General features: G+C 53.2%; 11 protein-coding genes. 10 read left to right on the forward strand and 1 reads right to left on the reverse strand.

Going from position 1 to position 17721, the window contains the following annotated elements:
• Positions 1–48 precede the first annotated feature (48 nt).
• From H8L47_RS07300 to H8L47_RS07340, 9 genes are all read left to right on the forward strand, one after another.
• Positions 49–4683, forward strand: a complete 4635-nt coding sequence (locus tag H8L47_RS07300) for a non-ribosomal peptide synthetase (protein WP_186952824.1) — start codon at positions 49–51, stop codon at positions 4681–4683.
• A gap of 8 nt (positions 4684–4691) precedes the next feature.
• Positions 4692–5903: a hypothetical protein gene (locus H8L47_RS07305; protein ID WP_186952827.1), complete on the forward strand. Its 1212-nt coding sequence runs from the start codon at positions 4692–4694 to the stop codon at positions 5901–5903.
• Entirely contained in the window at positions 5900–6922 is a 1023-nt protein-coding gene (locus H8L47_RS07310) for a 1-aminocyclopropane-1-carboxylate deaminase/D-cysteine desulfhydrase (protein WP_186952830.1), read from the forward strand. The genes H8L47_RS07305 and H8L47_RS07310 overlap by 4 nt, the downstream gene beginning before the upstream one ends.
• Positions 6919–7854 carry an MsnO8 family LLM class oxidoreductase gene (locus H8L47_RS07315; RefSeq protein ID WP_186952833.1) on the forward strand — a complete coding sequence of 312 codons (936 nt, stop codon included), beginning with the start codon at positions 6919–6921 and terminating at the stop codon, positions 7852–7854. Before H8L47_RS07310 ends, H8L47_RS07315 begins: the two co-directional genes overlap by 4 nt.
• Before the next feature lie 2 nt (positions 7855–7856).
• Complete coding sequence (locus H8L47_RS07320) at positions 7857–9641, forward strand: fatty acyl-AMP ligase (RefSeq protein ID WP_186952836.1); 1785 nt, start codon at positions 7857–7859, stop codon at positions 9639–9641.
• 24 nt (positions 9642–9665) lie between these two features.
• Positions 9666–9950 (forward strand): acyl carrier protein, encoded by a 285-nt coding sequence (locus tag H8L47_RS07325; RefSeq protein WP_186952838.1) that lies wholly within the window; start codon positions 9666–9668, stop codon positions 9948–9950.
• A 7-nt stretch (positions 9951–9957) separates the two neighbouring features.
• Positions 9958–11115 carry an efflux RND transporter periplasmic adaptor subunit gene (locus H8L47_RS07330; RefSeq protein WP_186952840.1) on the forward strand — a complete coding sequence of 386 codons (1158 nt, stop codon included), beginning with the start codon at positions 9958–9960 and terminating at the stop codon, positions 11113–11115.
• 25 nt (positions 11116–11140) lie between these two features.
• The gene (locus H8L47_RS07335) at positions 11141–14194 is read left to right on the forward strand and encodes an efflux RND transporter permease subunit (RefSeq protein WP_186952843.1); all 3054 of its coding nucleotides are present in this window, start codon (positions 11141–11143) and stop codon (positions 14192–14194) included.
• Between the two features lie 344 nt (positions 14195–14538).
• On the forward strand, positions 14539–16791 hold the full coding sequence (locus H8L47_RS07340) for an ATP-binding cassette domain-containing protein (protein ID WP_186952846.1): 2253 nt from the start codon (positions 14539–14541) through the stop codon (positions 16789–16791).
• A gap of 71 nt (positions 16792–16862) precedes the next feature.
• Here H8L47_RS07340 and H8L47_RS07345 read toward each other — a convergent pair whose 3' ends face one another.
• On the reverse strand, positions 16863–17174 hold the full coding sequence (locus H8L47_RS07345) for an STAS domain-containing protein (RefSeq protein ID WP_186952849.1): 312 nt from the start codon (positions 17172–17174) through the stop codon (positions 16863–16865).
• Between the two features lie 259 nt (positions 17175–17433).
• On the opposite strand from H8L47_RS07345, the gene H8L47_RS07350 reads away from it, so the two are divergent.
• Positions 17434–17667, forward strand: a complete 234-nt coding sequence (locus H8L47_RS07350; RefSeq protein WP_186952852.1) for a hypothetical protein — start codon at positions 17434–17436, stop codon at positions 17665–17667.
• Positions 17668–17721 lie beyond the last annotated feature (54 nt).

The raw sequence follows: 17721 nt of genomic DNA on the forward strand, positions 1-17721 counted from the left end.
GTTTTCGGTACGTATGATGTTTACATATCTATGAGAGCTGGAACAAATATGGAAATGGTTTTCCCCCTGACGGCTATGCAACAAGGCATGTTGTTTCACCATTTGCGTGAACCGGACAGCGCCGCCTATTTTCAGCAATTGCAAGTACGTTTGCAAGGCGATCTGGATACTGCAAAGTTGCAGCAAGCCTGGGAATCCGTCATTGCCCACCATTGCGCCCTGCACATGCGCTTCCTGTGGACAGGGGACCAGCCGCGCCAGCAATTGCAGGCAGATATAGTCCTGCCATTCAAAGTGGTCGATTACAGCCAGTCAACCAGGGACGAGCATGAACAGCTACGCCAGCAATTCTTGCGAGCAGACAGCCAGTCAGGTTTTGCACTGGATTGTGCACCTTTGATGCGCGTCAGCATCTTGCGCTGGGCAGATGATGAATGGGAGATGGTCTGGAGCCATCATCACCTGATACTCGATGGCTGGGCATCTGGCCTGGTGCTGGCCGCAGTAGCGCAAGTGTATGCAGATTTATTACAGGGCAAGTCTGTCAGACTGCCAGCAGAACGCCCGTATACCGACTTCTTACATTGGCTGGGAAAACGCGATAATTTGGCAGCAGAAGATTACTGGCGACATGCCCTGCGTGGTGTCGAACAAGCGACCAGCTTGCCGGTGTTGAGGCGTAATACTTGCGCAACGAGGAAAGTTGTCGCCCTGGATAGCCTGTTGTCTGCTGATGACTTCGCTGCATTGACAGCGTTGTCGCAAAAAACAGGCGTCACCAGCGTCAGCGCCATCATGGCCTGCTGGGGTTTGCTCTTGTCCAGATATGTTGGCAGCAAGGACGTGCTGTTTGGTGTCACCACCTCTGGTCGTCCTGCTGAACTTGATGGGGTAGAGCAGATGGTCGGTCTGTTCATCAATACTATCCCGCTGCGTGTGAAACATAATGCTGACCATAGTATTGCCAACCTGCTGGCCGATGTGCACAGACACCTGGCGGCCTCGCGTCAACATGAGCATAGCAGCCTCAGCCGCGTGGCTGAATGGAGTGAACTGCAGTTACAGTCGGGCCAGGCGCTGTTCGACAGCATCGTCGTCTACGAAAATTATCCGCTTACCGTGCAGGGTAATCAACTGGGTAATGCTAGCATCATTGATTACCACCTGCAGGAAGAATCCAACTATCCGCTGACATTGATTGTTGAACCCATGGTCGATGGCCTGCACTTGCGCCTGCTGGCAGACAGTACGCGCATAGAACCTGCGACAGCGCAAGCCATGCTGGATCAATATCGTTTTTTGTTGCAACAACTGGCACGTGCCAGTGGCGAACAGCCAGTCAAGAATATGCATCTATTGACCGCGGAGCAGCGTGAGCTACAATTGCAGCAATGGAATGACACTGCCCGTGCTTATGACACCACGGCCACGCTGGCCAGTATCTTCATCGCACAAGCAGCGCGCACGCCGGGTGCGATAGCCCTCATCGATGCGCGAGGCAGCATGAGCTATGCCAGCTTGCGAGACAGGGTCAGCCAGGTGGTGCATGCTCTCAATGAGTTGGGGTTGAGCGCAAATTCCCCAGTCGCCGTCAGGCTCACGCGTGACCGCGAAATGCTGATTGCCCTGCTGGCCGTAGTCGCCAGCGGCCATCACTATGTACCCATAGAACCGCAACTGCCTGCCGCCCGCGTCATGGCGATTTTTGATAGCCTGCCAGTGCGCTGCATACTGACTGTCAGCAGTTTGATGGATGGCACGCAAGCCCTGGCAACTGAGCGGCAAGTGCGGGTGGTGTGCGTCGATCAGACAGCATCCCTGCCAGTCAGGCCTTTGCACGATCGGGCACGTCCGCAAGATCCTGCTTATGTGATATTCACTTCGGGTTCCACCGGCAAGCCCAAGGGTGTGCTGGTCTTGCATCAAAAAGCCATCAACCTGATAGAGTGGGTGAACCATACCTTTGACATCGGTGCACAAGACAAGCTGTTGTTCATCACATCACCAGCTTTTGATTTGTCGGTGTATGACATCTTTGGCATTTTGGCCGCTGGCGGTGTCATCAGGATAGCCAATGAAGCCGAGATCGCTGATCCTGAGTCTTTATTAAAAATAGTTGAAACCGAAAACATCACTTTCTGGGATTCCGCCCCTGCTGCCTTGTGGCAGCTTGAATCATTGTTGCCACAGCGATCTGCCACAGCCAGGCTGCGCCTTATCTTTCTCAGCGGTGACTGGATACCACTGGCTTTGCCAGGCCGCATGAAAGCGGCTTTCCCGGGTGTCTGCGTAGTTGCCCTGGGCGGCGCGACCGAAGCGACCATTTGGTCCAATTACCACGTCGTTGGTGACCTGCAGCCAGACTGGGTCAGCGTCCCCTATGGCAGGCCGATACAGAATGCCCGCTACTACATCCTTGACGCAGACTTGCAGCCATTGCCCGTAGGCTTGCCTGGCGATCTCTATATAGGTGGTGATTGCCTGGCCGAAGGCTATGTGGGCCAGCCAGAGTTGACGGCAGAACGCTTCCTGCATGATCCCCATGTCAGGCCAGGCGTACACGATGCGCAAAATGCACGCATGTACAAGACCGGCGACCGCGCCAGGTTCTATCCTGATGGCGTCATGGAATTTCTTGGCCGTCTCGATAACCAGGTCAAGATACGCGGCTTTCGTATAGAGTTGGGTGAGATAGAAATCACCATGGGCAGGCATGCAGCGATACGCGATGCGATATGCATAGTCCATGACCACAATGATGGCGGCCCGGCCTCGGGTAATTCCGACAAGGAATTGATCGCCTATTATGTGCTGCATCCTGGTCATAATCTGGGGGCTGAGGAATTGCGCCTGCACTTGCAAGCGCAACTGCCCTCCAGCATGCTGCCATCGCATTTCTTGCAGCTTGACAGCGTGCCAGTGTCGGTGAATGGCAAGGTAGACAGGAAGAATCTGCCGCTGCCCGAACGCAAGGGCAATGCACATGCTGTGCAGCAGTCTGGCAATGACGCTGTACAGGACATCATTGCTGCCGCCTGGTCAGAAGTATTGACTGTGCCGGGTGTGCATGCTACTGACGATTTCTTTGCGTTGGGCGGGCATTCATTGCGGGCAACAGCAGTCATGGCAAGATTGCGTGCGGCATTTGCCGTGGACTTGCCTTTGCGCCTGATATTTGAATACCCAACTTTGCAGGCATTGGCAGCAGCGGTGCGTGAAATGTTGGGTGGTCATGCACCGCATTCTGCAGCTATACCTGTATTGAATCGTGCTAAAGATTTGCCTTTATCTCGTGCGCAATCACGCCTATGGTTCCTGCACCAGATGGAGCCAGCCAGCGCCAACTACAATGTCACACTGGCTGCAAGACTGGATGGTGATATCGATCTGGCCGCTTTTCAGAGGGCTGTGCAACAAGTGGTGGCACGCCATGAAATCCTCAATCTGCGCATACAAAAACAAGGGCAGGGCGCTGTCATGCAGGCAGTGGCTGACGAGGCTAGTCTGGCAATTCATGTTGAGGATACCAGTCTACAAAATCTTGATGAAGCACAGATTGCAGGCAGACTCAAACAATTGGCCAGCCTGCCCTTCGATCTGGAAAATGAAAGACCTGTACGCCTGAGTCTCTTACTGAATGGCGACCAGCAAGCCTATGTGCTGATACTGATACACCATATCGCTACCGATGGCTGGGCGATCGCCCTGTTTGCGCAAGAACTGTTGCAGGCTTATGCCGCTGAGGTGGGCAACACTGAGGCATTTGCGGAACCCGCATTGCAATATGCCGACTTCAGCCACTGGTGGGAGCAACAGGTAGAAGAGCAATACCTGGACAAGGAAATGCAATACTGGAAGCAGCAACTGGCTTCCTTGCCACGCTTGAACTTGCCCACTGATTTCCCGCGCCCGGCAAACAGCAGCCATGCCGGTGCTCGTATCAGTTTTCAACTCGATACAAAACTGTCTGATGATTTGCGCCGGGTTGCGCGCCAGCATTCAGCTACCCTGTTCATGCTCTTGCTGACGGTTTTTCATGTCGTCTTGCGACAAAGGTCGGGTCAGGATGATATTGTGGTTGGCAGCGATATTGCAGGCAGGGATCATCCGCTGGCAGAAAAAATCCAGGGCTTCTTTGTCAATCAACTGGTCTTGCGCAGCAATTTTTCTGATTGCCACAGCTTTGCCGACATTTTGGGCAAGGTCAGGCAAACCAGCTTGCAAGCCTACTTCAACCAGCACCTGCCGTTTGATTTGCTGGTGCAGGAGCTGAACCCGCCGCGTGATGCTGGTGGCATGCCGCTGTTCCAGCACAAGTTTGTCTTGCAAAATGCACCGCTGGCTCAACTGGATAACAAGCACTTCCAGATACAGGCTGTTGACTTGCATACTGATACCGCCAAATACGATTTGCTGCTGACTGTCATTGATGAGCCACAATTACGTGCCACACTGGAATTTAGTACCGAATTATTTACTGCAGCAACTGCCGCAAGCATACAGCGTGAATTTCTCGCCGTACTGGGCCAGGTCGCAGCCGATGCCAGTATCAGCTATAGCAGCCTGGCGAGGATGCTCACACTAGATGGGACAGAGCGCCAGGAAGCTGCAAAACGTGATTTGCGCAAGAGCGGTCTGCAAAGGCTGAAAGACTTGCGCAAGCCTGGAGTAACACCATCATGAAAGGCGCCATGACAGAAGCCCCGGCCATTACCGCCCGCAGCGTCGAACAGGTCTTGTGGGATGTGACGACAGAATCACCTGAACTGCATATGGCCTTGTCAGCTATTTTGCCCGATCTTGATACGCGGCTGGCAGCACTGCGTCTGAACCTGCCTTGCGCACACGGTATCAATCCTTTCCAGTCGGGTGAATACCAGCGACCTTATCGCCACTTGCGAGCCTTTTACCAGGATGCTGGCGCAGGTGTGCTGGCGCACAAGGGTACGGAAGTGTATGCGCATGACCGAGACCAGCACTTGGCGGTCTTGTCGCAATTCCGCATTGATTATCCGGTTCGCGGTAAATCCCTGTTTTCTGCGGCTGAGCATTTTGCCCTGGTCGAACAAAAAATCCCGCTGGCCATCAGTGCTTTTGAAGCAGTTGAAGATGCCAAAGCTGCCTGTATGTTGCAGCAGGCGCATCTAAAACGTTTTGGAAATCTTGCATGCATACCTACACCATTATTGGTGCTAGCCTGGCCCTTGTCGACACGCGATAGTCATCTCGCCGCTTTGCGCAGTTTGCTATCAGAACGCGCGATGCGTATAGTCGAAACCTCATCAGCAGATGGCCTGGCTGCCATCATTTATCACTACCCAAGCCTGCCATTACGGGTTGCTCATCTACCTGTCGAGTTAAAAAAACTCGGCAATGCACCGTGGCTGCAAAGGCTGGCCAGCCTGACAGCTGGTTATGGCCTGACGCCAGAACAAGTGGTAAACCGCTGGATAGACCTGGTCGCCCGCATGCTGGCGCTGGGTTTCTTGCCTGGCCGTACAGAACACATAGGCATAGGCCATTGCCTGGAAATGCAAAATGCCGTCATCGATGGCGGCTTTGTCGACCTGGGTTCCATCATTCCCATGGCAGAAGTCAAGACTGATGCCGCCTTCATGGAAATGCTGATGGCTGCCTTTGCCGACCTCAGTAAAACAGTACGCCACTTCATGCTGGGACCGGTGGCCGATGTAGAAGCGGAATACCGCAATCCTTCCCTGCTGATGCTGGCCTGCCTGCAAAGAGTCGTGCCTGCACTCTTGCAAAGACTGCGTACTTATCCTGAGCTTGAACCGCGTCTGCAAGACTATCTGGATCGCGACGAAGCTAGTTGTTTCACTGCACTGGCTGAAGAATTCAAGCACCTGAGCCCGGCCATGCTCAATCCGGCGGAGCACGCATGATGACAGCGCGACTGCTTACCGCCATGGTACCCGGCCTGGATGCCTTGTATAAACCTGTCGATCTGGTACAAAGGCCGACCCCCATCAGCCATGAAACCAGCCTGGCAGCACGCTGGAATTTGCAAGAGCTATGGGTAAAGCGCGATGATCTCAGCTCACCGATATATGGCGGCAGCAAGGTCAGGAACCTCGAATATTTTTTTGGCGATGCCATAAGCAAAGGCGCGACCAGTGTTGCCACCATGGGGCCGCTGGGCAGCCACCAGGTATTGGCTACTGCTACTTTCGCCCGTATCCACGGCTTGCATGCGCGCGCCTTGCTGACACCGCAACCGAATGTGCATGAGGCCGGGCTTAACAAGCGCCTGTTGCCAGCACTGGGGATGGAATTTCTGCGCTGTGAGCGTTTTCTTGACGTACCCATGGCTTTCCTGCGGATACGTTACTCCCGCCATCAGGGGCAGCGTCCTTACTGGATACCGCCAGGTTCACATCATCCCGTAGGTGTGCTGGGCGTCATCGAAGGCGCTCTGGAAATTGCCGATGCCATCAAAAGTGGTGAACTACCCATGATAGATGACATCGTCGTCCCTACCGGTACTTGTGCCACCGCATCCGGTGTCTGGCTGGGCTTGGCGATGGCGGGTTTGCCTATACGTGTGGTGGCCGTGCGCATGGTGCCGATGATGATTACCGGGCCAGCCAAGATGAAAAAACTGGCGATGAAAACTTTGGCTTTGCTGCGGCAGGCTGGTTATACAAAAGAACCACAGTTTGGCGAAATACTCTGGGTCGATGAATTTGCCGCGCCAGGTTACGGGCAAAGCAATCCTGATGCCGACGAAGCAGCCAGAGAAGTGGCAGAGACCAGCAACTTTCGCACCGAGACTACCTATATCTCCAAGACCCTGGCCATGTTCCGCAAACAGACCCTGCAGGGGCGGCGCGTGCTGTTCTGGAATACTTATAGTGCAGTTGATCCTGATCCTTCCACCATTTGCGCAAAGGCGGCAGCATGAGTAGCTTGAGCTTATCCCTGCTAGACCTGGGCATCATCGCCCCCGGCCAGAATGGCGCAGAAGTTTTGGCGCAAACCTTCAGGATGGCAAAACTGGCTGACCAGCTAGGGTATGAACGTCTGTGGCTGGCCGAGCACCATGAAGCCCATTTTTCCTGGGCGGCACCGGAAATGATGCTGGCTGCACTGGCGCAAGCCACGCAACGCATAGGCCTGGGTTCAGCAGCAGTATTGTTACCTCTATATAGCCCGCTGGCTGTCGCTGAAAATTATCGTGGATTATCTGCATTGTCAGGCGGGCGGGTCGTGCTGGGAGTTTGCGGCGGCGTGCCTGCCGATCCCGTTGCCCTGGCTGCACTGACAGGTACGGTCGAACCACCCGGCATCATCACCAAACAGTTTGCCGACAAACTGGCAGCCTTGCTGCGTTACCTCGATGGTGATTTTCCTGAAGGACATCGCTTTGCCCATGCTGCGACACCTTGTTTTGCAGAGAGACCACCGCTGTGGATCATGGGTTCAGGCTTTGGCACGGCAGAACTGGCAGCGAAGTCGGCCGCCAGTTACGCCTATTCGCTATTCCACCGGGCCAGTACGCAAGATGCCGCCATCACCAGTGCCTACAAACGCCATTATGGCGAATATCAGGGTGGTGCCGACAAAGCAAAAATCGCCATCGCCCTCAGTTGCGTCTGTGCCGAAACCGATGACATTGCGCAAGCTCAAAAACAGCAAGTCGAAAGCTGGATAGGGGCTACCATGCGCGTCAATATCAGTGGCACACCAGCATCTTGCCGCGACCAGATACTGGCGATACAGGAGCGCTATGATGCCGAGAACATCATCATCTATCACATGTGGCATCTGGAAGAGCGCAAACGCGCTGCCATCGTGGCACTGGCTGAATTATTTCAATTGCAAACGGAATGGTAGACATGGCAGATATGAGGGCTAGCCCGCTGACATTGATGGATCAATATCGCAACTATATGGAGATGGATGCGCATGCCCCGGCCATGTCCTGGGTGCCAGAACGTTCGCAAGATCTGGCAGAGCATCTGAGTCGTCAGCAACTATATGCGGCCAGTGAAGATATTGCCCGTGGCTTGTTGCAACTGAGCTGGCCCGATGATCATCCGCGCATGATCATCCTGGCGTTTTCACCGGGGCTGGATTTCATAATGGCCTTCCTGGCTTGCCAAATTGCAGGCATCATCGCCATCCCCATCGCCATGCCCAGACGCGGGCGCGAGGCACATATACTTGAAGCCATTGTCAGCAATTGCGGTGCGACGATGACACTGACCAGCGAGAGTGAGGCGCTGCGCCTGCAGGATGTGTTTTCTTCCAGCCCGGCTCTGGAGGGCCTGCATATACTCAGCACCTTACAGTTGAAAGTATTGGGTGAAGGGCGTGACATGGCGGGGCGCAAGGCGCTGGATTATGCCTTCATCCAATACACCTCCGGTTCCAGCAGTCTGCCCAAAGGCGTGCTGGTCAGCCACAGCAACCTGGCAGCCAACCTCGCGCTGATACAAAAAGACTTTAAGGTGGACCCCGAATTCGTCATGGTTAACTGGCTGCCGCATTATCATGACATGGGTTTGATAGGTGGTTTGCTGACGCCCATCTATGGTGGTATACCTGGCGTCAGCATGGCACCATCAGCCTTCATCAAGCGCCCGGTGCGCTGGCTGCAACTAATTTCTACACAAGATGAAGGCCGTAAGGTCATGTCTGGTGGCCCCAATTTTGCCTATCAACTGTGTGCCGACCGGGTAGCTGATGCGGATATAGCAGGTCTGCGCCTGCAAGCCTGGAAAACTGCCTACAACGGCGCTGAACCGATACGCTCCATTACCTTGCAAAAATTTGAACAACGCTTTTCGCCAGCAGGCTATAGCAATACCAATATGCTGACTTGTTACGGCCTGGCAGAGACCACACTTTTTGCCACAGGTAACCATGATCCTGTCATACGCACGGTATCGATACTTGGCCTGGAACAAGGCAATATCAGTGCTGCACTCAGCGAAGAAGACAGTCGTCAACTGGTCGCCAGCGGCTATGCAGATCAAGAGCGCGTAGCTATTGCCGACCCGGTCAGCAAACGTAGATTGGAGGACGGCAAGATAGGTGAAATCTGGATTACTGGCCCCAGTGTACCCGAGACGTATTTCAATAATCCTGAGCAAAGCCAGCTGACTTTTCATGCGCGGCTAGCAGATCAGGCACTCGCACGTTATCTGGTGACGGGTGATATTGGCGCCATTGTTGACGGGCAACTCTATGTGACAGGGCGCAGCAAAGAGTTGATGATACTTAATGGCCGCAATATATATCCACATGATGTGGAAGCATTGATACAGAAAGCGGTAATCGGGATTGAGGATGTTGCTGTTTTTTCCTATGATGATGCGAGCGCGAAGAATGAAAGCATTATCGTCATCTGCGAGCTGGCACGCACTGCGCGAAGCTGGTTTGTCGACAGCCCTGAACAGACACTGAGTACGGAACTCGAAAAACTCGCCAACCAGATCAGGCTGGCAGTGGCCCCGGCAGAAATTGCGATTACCCATCTGCGCTTTGTCGGGCCTATGGGTATCAGCAAGACCACCAGTGGCAAGACCAGTTATGGGCAGAATCGCAGGGCCTTTGCTGACTTGCCACAAAGTATCAGATCGCACAATGCATCAGCAGAATTTCGCAATAAAGACTAATTCCAATTGACGCCAGGGCAGACAATGACAAACGTGACGGCAAGCAGGCAGTGGAACGCTGAACAGCTGGAAGACTGGTTGATAGAGCGTGTCGCAAACATCCAGGAGCTACCGCCTGATGATGTCGATCCTGACATGCCCTTTAGCAGCCTGGGTCTGGATTCTGTCGATGTCATGGATCTCATCGTTGAACTCGATGAATTGCTGGGCATCGAAATTGAATCAACCATCATTTGGGATTATCCGACGATACGCCTGTTATCTGGCTATCTTGCCGATCTGCTTTCCGGGACACACGCACTGAAATGAGGTCATCATGTCAGTTTCTTGCTATACCGTTTGCCGTTCTACCAAACAGCATTGCCTGAACAAATTGCTGTTGTTCGTATTGCTGCCTTTCATGATGACAGCCTGTGGCGACAAGCCCAAGGCTGTGCCGCCAGATATCACACCCAGGGTGAAGACGGTGACAGCACAGGCAGGTGGCGAGCAGCGTTATCGTTCTCTTGTCGGTGAACTGCAACCGGCCGAGGTATGGAACCTGGCTTTCCCGGTGCAGGGCAGGGTCATGCAACTTGCGGTCAATGAAGGTGACAAGGTAAAAAAGGGGCAGGTCCTGGCCAGGCTGGACCCTCTTGCTTATGAACTCAAGTTGAAAAATGCGCGGTCCGGTTTGCAAAGCGCCATGACCGAGCGCAAGGAAAAACTCGATGCCCTGGCCGCCCAGTCCAAACTCAGGGAGCAGGGCTACATGACTGGCAATATGCTGGAGAAGCAACGGGTGGAATTGGCTGCTTCTGAAACGCGGCTCAGAAATAGCGAATCTGCCTTGGCATTGGCGAAACGCGACCTTGATTACACCGTCCTGCTGGCCCCGGCTGAGGGCAGGATTTCTGCACGTTTGATAGAAGCCTTTGCTGACGTGAATGCAGGGCAAGCCATCATGCGTCTGGATGGCGCTGCAGGTTTGCGGGTAGCGATACGCGTGCCTGACAAATTAATGTCAGGCTTTAACCTGGGCACAGTCGTCAAGGTGCAAATAGGTGAGCGAAAGCTGGAAGGTAAGGTCAGCCGCATAGACGCCAGGGCCACTGCTGGCGATGCTTTTCCCAGTTACGTCAGCCTGACGGGTGACACCGCAGGTTTGCGTCCCGGCGTGACGGCCAATGTGCAGTTTACGCTTGGCAGTGACGCTAGTCAGGAAGCGCAAACCAGGAAAAACATAGTCCTGCCCTTGCAAGCCATCGTTCCCGGTAATGCGCCAGGCCGTGGTTTCGCTTTTGTGCTGGATGGGCAAAGTGGCAAAGTCAGAAGGGTAGAAGTCCGGATCAAGTCAGTCAATGAACATGATGTAGAGGTCGATGAAGGACTGAAGGCTGGTGATGAAGTGGTCGTGGCAGGTGTAGCCTTTTTGTCAGACGGCCAGGTGGTGAAAGCGCTACAGAAAGACGGCAAGGGTGGCAGCAGGATTTGAATGATGTATTTTCACAGGCCAAGAAATGATCAAGCTCACTGCATATGCATTCAAAAATCCGCGCTTGCTGATCGCCTGCATCGTCCTCATTACCGGTCTCGGCATCAGTCTGTTCCTGAACTATCCAGCGCAAGAAGACCCGCCCATCAAGGTCAGGGAGGCCATCGTCAGCGCTTACTATCCTGGCATGTCGCCAGAACGGGTGGAGCAATTGCTGACGCGACCGCTGGAAGAAAAAATACGCGAAATCCCAGAAGTGCAAAGGATCACTTCGACGGCTTTCACTGGTGGCACCATCATCAGCGTCAAACTCTATGACAAGTATTTCCAGCTTGAGCCTTTGTGGCAAAAGCTGCGCAACAAGATGGCTGATGCCCGTTCATCCCTGCCAGATGGTGTCAGTGGTCCCAGCGTCAATGATGACTTTGGTAATGTTGCCATAGCCACGCTGGCAATTACGGCAGATGGCTACAGCATGGCAGAGATGCGCCAGGTCGCTCTGAAGTTGCGTGACAACCTGACTGGCTTGCCCGGTGTGCGCAGGGTAGAGGTGCATGGCCTGCCCGCTGAACGGATTTATCTGGAAGGTTCGCCCGCGCAATTGTCGCGTTTGGGTCTGTCGCTGGGTGACGTGCTGGCCAGCTTGCAAAAGCAGAATGTGGTGTTGCCTGGTGGCCAGGTCATCGCTGACAAAGCCATTGTTACCCTTGAACCCACTGGCAATTTTAGTGACATGGCGGATATAGAAAAAACCCCCATCCTGATCCCCAAGACTGGCCAGGCGATCGCCTTGTCTGATGTACTGACTTTGCGCCGTGCCTATGTCGAGCCACGCAGCACAGGTGCCTTGTTTAATAACAAACCTGCTATTGTCCTGGCGATATCCATGGCCGAAGGTGGCAATGTAGTTGCCTTTGGCCAAAGTCTCAAGGCGCGCATAGCCGAAGTCAAGCCTGGCCTGCCACTGGGATTCATGCTCGATTTTGCGACTTTCCAGCCTGAAGTGGTCAGCCACCTGATTGCCGATGTAGAGCGTACCCTGTATGAAACCCTGGTCATCGTGCTGATCGTGGTCATGGTTTTCCTGGGTATGCGTACTGGTCTTATTGTAGGCACGATCGTGCCGCTGACCATGCTGATGTCACTCATCATCATGAGCCTGATGGGCATAGAATTGCAACGTGTCTCCATCGCCTCGATGATCATTGCCCTGGGTTTGCTGGTGGATAATGGCATTGTCATTGCGGAAGACATCATGCGCCGCCTGGTGGCAGGTGAAGATCGCAAGCAAGCCTGCATAAATGCTGGCACCAGTTTATCCACACCCTTGCTGACTTCTGCACTGACCATCGTGCTGGCTTTCATGCCCCTGTTACTGGCCGATGACCAGACCGGGGAATATGTGCGCTCGCTGGCCCAGGTGACCAGTATCGCCGTACTCAGTTCCTGGGTGCTGGCGCTGACTTTCACACCTCTGGTCTGCTACCATTTCATGAAGGTTTCTGCCAGCCACCAGCAAGAATCGGAAGAGCATTATGACAGTCGCTTTTATCGCGGTTATCGTCGCTTGCTGGAAGGCATACTCCGGCAACCCCTGATTTTTTTGGCTGCGGTCACGTTCGCCTTTGTACTCGCCATCTCAGGATTTGGGTTGGTGCCACAGCAATTCTTCCCGAATTCTGAACGTAACCAGTACATGATATTGGTCAATCTTCCGGCTGGTTCACCCTATGCAGAAACCGAGCAGGCTATCAAGAAAATCGACGCCTGGTTGCTGGACCGGAAAGCCAATCCTGAAGTCAGCAGCGTGGTTTCTTATGTTGGCTATGGCGGCCCGCGCTTCGTGCTGGCAATGGCTCCAGTGGCGGGCGCACCGCATCGCGGCTATATCGTCGTTAATGTCCCGCTTGGCACCAGTGTGGATGCGCCGCTGGAACGTACCCGCAACTACCTGTATGCCAACTTCCCTGAATTGCGCGCCGAAGTGAAGAAGTTTTGGCTGGGCGGTTCTGAAACTGGTTTGGTCGAGTTTCGTATCACGGGCAGTGATGCCACTACGCTCAAGACCCTGGCAGAACAATTGAAACAGCAATTGCGTAGCCTGCCCGATACGATCGATGTCAAGGATGACTGGGAAAACCGTACCTGGAAATTGCTGGTCAAGGTAGACCAGGCCATGGCCAGACGGGCAGGTATTACTTCTTCTGATGTGGCGCTTTCACTCAACGGTGCATTGACAGGTATACAGGTCAGTGTCTTTCGGGATAGTGACCAGACCATCCCGATAGTCGTCACAGGCAAGGACAAGGAGATGATGTCCTACGACAAACTGAAAACCCTGAATGTGTTTTCCGAGAATGGCCAGACCTCGGTGCCACTGATACAAATCGCAGAACTCATCGGCGTGCCTGAAGACGGGGCCATACGCAGGCGCAATGGCATCAGGACAGTGACCGTGTCCGGCAAGAGCCTGAGTCTGTCGGCCAATGCCCTGGTCAAGCGCATGCGTCCGCAGATAGAAAAGATCAAACTGGATGAGGGCTACCGCATAGGTGTAGGCGGGGAGCTGGAAACCTCGGGCAATGCACAGGGCGCACTGGTAAAATTTTTACCTGTCGCACTGGCTTCCATATTACTCTTGATGCTCTGGCAGTTTTCTTCATACAGAAAAGTATTGATCATCGCCATTACCATACCGCTGTGCCTGGTCGGCGCCGTCGCAGGTTTATTGCTGACCAGGGCAAATTTTGGTTTCATGGCCATCATGGGTATCCTGGCGCTGGCTGGCATCATCATCAACAATGCGGTATTGCTTTTGGAACGCATCGCCGAAGAACTGCATGAGGGCAAGCCACATTATGAAGCTGTGGTCATGGCTGCACTCAAACGCCTGCGTCCGATAGTCATGACCAAGCTCACCTGCATACTGGGCCTGGTGCCACTGATGCTTTTTGGTGGGGAGTTATGGTTTGGCATGGCAGTCGTGATAGTAGGTGGACTGGCGCTGGGAACGGTATTGACACTGGGCGTCATCCCCGTGATGTATACGATTTTGTTTAGAGTTAAAAAGCAGGTGTAGATTAGAACTCATTTCATAAATAGGATGAGTGCGAACAAGGCGAGTTGGGATGCAGTGCAAGGCGTGCCCCTCGCTAAGGCTGTTGCCTTAGCGAGGGATGGGTGACACACTACGCGCTGCAATGCGCCAAAATCGTCAGTTCCCGAAGGGTTTGCCTCATAACGCGCGCTGGACTGCAGGCGCTGACAATTCGACTCGTTGTCAATAGGGAAGCTATTGACTGCCTCGTCCGCCTTGCCAGCCCACGTTATGAGGCAAACGCATCTCACCCTATTTATGAAATGAGTTCTAGCTATTCCACTTCAACAGATGCAGTGACATTGAACCGGCAAACTGGAGCAAGCATGAACGATCAAACGGCAACACCCAAGAATGAATCAGGCAAGGCAGCGGAGGAACATAAAGTCAGCTTCTGGGCTTTCATTGGCCAGGCTCTGCACCTGGCTTTCACCTACCGCCTATTGGCCAGCCTGGTGGCATTGGCCTTATTGGTGCAGATAGCCTTTAATCTGCTGATGCCTTTGAGTTACCGCTATATCTTCGACAATGCCATCCTCAACAAGGACATGGGTTTGCTGGCGATGTTGCTGGGGATACTGGCGGTCGGCTTTCTACTCAATGCCGGTGCAGGCCTGATGCAGGATTATGGGACTGCCACCATAGGTTCCAGGGTATCCAAGAGCCTGCAGGAAAAAATGTTCAGCAATTTGCAAAAACAATCGACAGACTTTTTTTCCAAAACACCACAAGCTGACATCATTGCCTGCTTTGGTCCCGACGTGATGGCGATAGAAACGGCACTGGTGCGTGGTTTGCCCAGCTTTTGCATGCGCCTGGTCACCATAGTCACCAGCCTGACCTTGCTGTTTGTCATCGAGTGGCGGCTGGCCATGGTGGCATTGCTCCTCATGCCGATGATCGCTTTTGCTCCCAAACCATTCGGGCCACGTGCGCGAAAATTTGGCCGCTCCAGGGATGATTTGCAATCCGGCAATGCGGGCATGGTACAAGAGAACCTGCTGAACCACCTGACCATACGCACCTTCAACCTTAGCAAATATCGCGAACAGCAATTTGGCGACAGACTGACGCGCTTGCAGGAAGATGATTTCAAGGCCAATTTTTTCACCTCCATGATAGGCCGCTCTACCAATGTGGCTGCTGGTTTCTTGCAAATAGGCGTATTGGGAGTTGGTGCAGTACTGGCTGTGATGGGCTTTTTGACCACAGGTTTGCTGATTGCCTTTATCGGTCTCTTGCTCAACATCGGCGGCGCTACCGACAACCTGACTCAGGCAATCCCGCTGCTGGTGCAGGGTATGAACAGCTACTCCCGCATACAAAAATTGCTGGGCGCACAGGCTGCCTTGCCAGATAGTCCAACGGCAAAGGTGCTGCCAGCCATACAAGAGAACCTGAAGCTGCAAGGTGTGGAATTTGCCTATCAGCCAGATCACCCTATCTTGCGCGGCGTCGATATAGAAATCCCGGCAGGCAAGACGGTTGCCATTGTGGGTGGTTCGGGCTCAGGCAAATCCACGGTCTTGTCATTGCTGATGCGTTTGTATGATCCAAACAAGGGCAAGATCTTGCTTGACAATGTGGATTTGCGTGATGCCACGGAAGCCTCGTTGCGCGCACAGACCAGCGTGGTCCTGCAGAATACCGCCTTGTTCGATACCAGCATCGCAGAAAACATACGTATGGGTAGGCTGGATGCAACAGATGATGAAATCGTTGCTGCCGCAAAAGATGCGGGCATCCATGATTTGATCGAGACTTTTCCAGATGGCTATCAAAGTGTGGTCGGTAGTCAGGGTGGCAGCCTGTCCGGCGGGCAACGCCAGCGTATCGCCATCGCCCGCGCCCTGTTGCGAAACCCACGCATACTCTTTCTTGATGAAGCCACTTCGGCACTTGACGCCCATACTGAAGCCGAGATCGGTGCGACTCTGGATGCGATTTCGGCTGACTGGACCGTGGTATCTGTCACCCATCGTTTTACCCACATCACCAATTACGATCTCATCATCGTCATGGAAAAAGGTCTGGTGGTGGAATCAGGTACGCATGAAGAATTGCTGGCCAAGGATGGCCGCTATGCCATGCTATGGCGCAAGCAAAGTGGTTTCACGATTACCGACGATGGCAAGGCCTCCATTTCAGTTGAGCGCCTGAGAGGCATACCTTTCCTGTCAGAATGCTCGGATGAAGTCTTGCTGAAGCTGTCGAAGTCGCTGGTGTCGGAATCTTTTGCCGCAGGCAAGCCTGTGTTTGAAGAGGGCGAGCCTGGCAGCAAGTTCTACATCGTCGCCCGTGGCAAGCTGGAAAATTATGTGAAGCTCGAAGGTGACAAGGAAACACCACTTGGCATGCTCGATGATGGAGATTATTTTGGTGAGATGGCTTTGATACGCCCCGTGCCTCGTACCTGGTCAGTGCGTGCCGTCGTTGACAGTACATGTATCAGCCTTGATCGCCAGCAATTCATGGAACTGATGGACGCTGATCCTAAACTCAAGGAAGCAGTGACAAGCACTGCCTATGAAAGAGCTGCGGAGTGGACGCAGGCTATCATGGAAGCTGCAGATGCATAGTTAACCCGGAGCTCAGTAGTCAAAGCCCTTGCAAAAAAATGCAAGGGCTTTTTTATGACGGTGTGATGAAATCAGAAACGCGTCAGCGCGGCATCCTTGTTCGCCTGTATATCCAGGATGGTATTAAAGCCGCTCACCAGGAAAACCTCATTGATTGAATCACTCAGGCTGCACAATACCAGCTTGCCAGTGGCTGCTTTGGTCTTCTTGGCAGTCAGCAAGATGACACGCAGTCCAGCGCTGCTGATATAAGTGAGATCGGAAAAATCAATCAGTATGTGGACTTCACCGGCGTCGATGGCACTGAGAATTTCTTTCTCAAATGCAGCAGAATTATTGCTATCGAGGCGACCAGCAGGAGTAAAGGTCTTTATGTTTGGCATATCATTCCTGACAGGAAAGTTTGTGGGCTAATTGCTCCATATTTTAGACGCAATTTTGATGCGCGCCATCCTTTTTACAACGCAAAAATAATAATATTTTTTTTAACTTTGTTAAATGCTAGACATCATTTCTGTGCGAGTGTACTATAGCCTCGCTGCCTAAAATTTCAGCTCGAAATTTAGACTTGAATAGGTAGCAAAGAGTTTCGTTTCATTCCGATATTAACTTCGTTGAACCACGTAAACTAGGGGTAAAAAAATGGCACATCTTTATGACCAACTGGCAACTGCAATCGCAAAATCCGCACAAGATCCTGCATACCGTACTAAACTGCTGTCAGATGCAAATGGCACACTGAAGGCTGATGGTGTTGACATCGGCGGTGCAAAAATCACTATGGAATGGACAGAGATCACCAATGTTCTGAGTATCCTCGTTGAAAACGGTGGTGCAAACTGGAATGGTTCTATCGTTCTCAGCATCAAGAAGTAACTCCCCGCTAGAAGAGTAGAGCACATGGCTCATCCGGGCTATGTGCCTGATGCG

Origin of the sequence: Undibacterium umbellatum, assembly GCF_014284125.1 — a bacterium.
In the GTDB taxonomy this organism is placed as follows: Bacteria; Pseudomonadota; Gammaproteobacteria; order Burkholderiales; family Burkholderiaceae_D; genus Undibacterium; species Undibacterium umbellatum.

Excerpts from the sequence above, each read along its gene's own strand:
- H8L47_RS07325 (WP_186952838.1), top strand. The coding sequence starts at position 9,666 with ATGACAAACGTGACGGCAAGCAGGCAGTGGAACGCTGAACAGCTGGAA.
- H8L47_RS07335 (WP_186952843.1), top strand. The coding sequence starts at position 11,141 with ATGATCAAGCTCACTGCATATGCATTCAAAAATCCGCGCTTGCTGATC.
- H8L47_RS07340 (WP_186952846.1), top strand. The coding sequence starts at position 14,539 with ATGAACGATCAAACGGCAACACCCAAGAATGAATCAGGCAAGGCAGCG.
- H8L47_RS07345 (WP_186952849.1), bottom strand. The coding sequence starts at position 17,174 with ATGCCAAACATAAAGACCTTTACTCCTGCTGGTCGCCTCGATAGCAAT.
- H8L47_RS07330 (WP_186952840.1), top strand. The coding sequence starts at position 9,958 with ATGTCAGTTTCTTGCTATACCGTTTGCCGTTCTACCAAACAGCATTGC.
- H8L47_RS07300 (WP_186952824.1), top strand. The coding sequence starts at position 49 with ATGGAAATGGTTTTCCCCCTGACGGCTATGCAACAAGGCATGTTGTTT.
- H8L47_RS07305 (WP_186952827.1), top strand. The coding sequence starts at position 4,692 with ATGACAGAAGCCCCGGCCATTACCGCCCGCAGCGTCGAACAGGTCTTG.
- H8L47_RS07350 (WP_186952852.1), top strand. The coding sequence starts at position 17,434 with ATGGCACATCTTTATGACCAACTGGCAACTGCAATCGCAAAATCCGCA.
- H8L47_RS07315 (WP_186952833.1), top strand. The coding sequence starts at position 6,919 with ATGAGTAGCTTGAGCTTATCCCTGCTAGACCTGGGCATCATCGCCCCC.
- H8L47_RS07320 (WP_186952836.1), top strand. The coding sequence starts at position 7,857 with ATGGCAGATATGAGGGCTAGCCCGCTGACATTGATGGATCAATATCGC.
- H8L47_RS07310 (WP_186952830.1), top strand. The coding sequence starts at position 5,900 with ATGATGACAGCGCGACTGCTTACCGCCATGGTACCCGGCCTGGATGCC.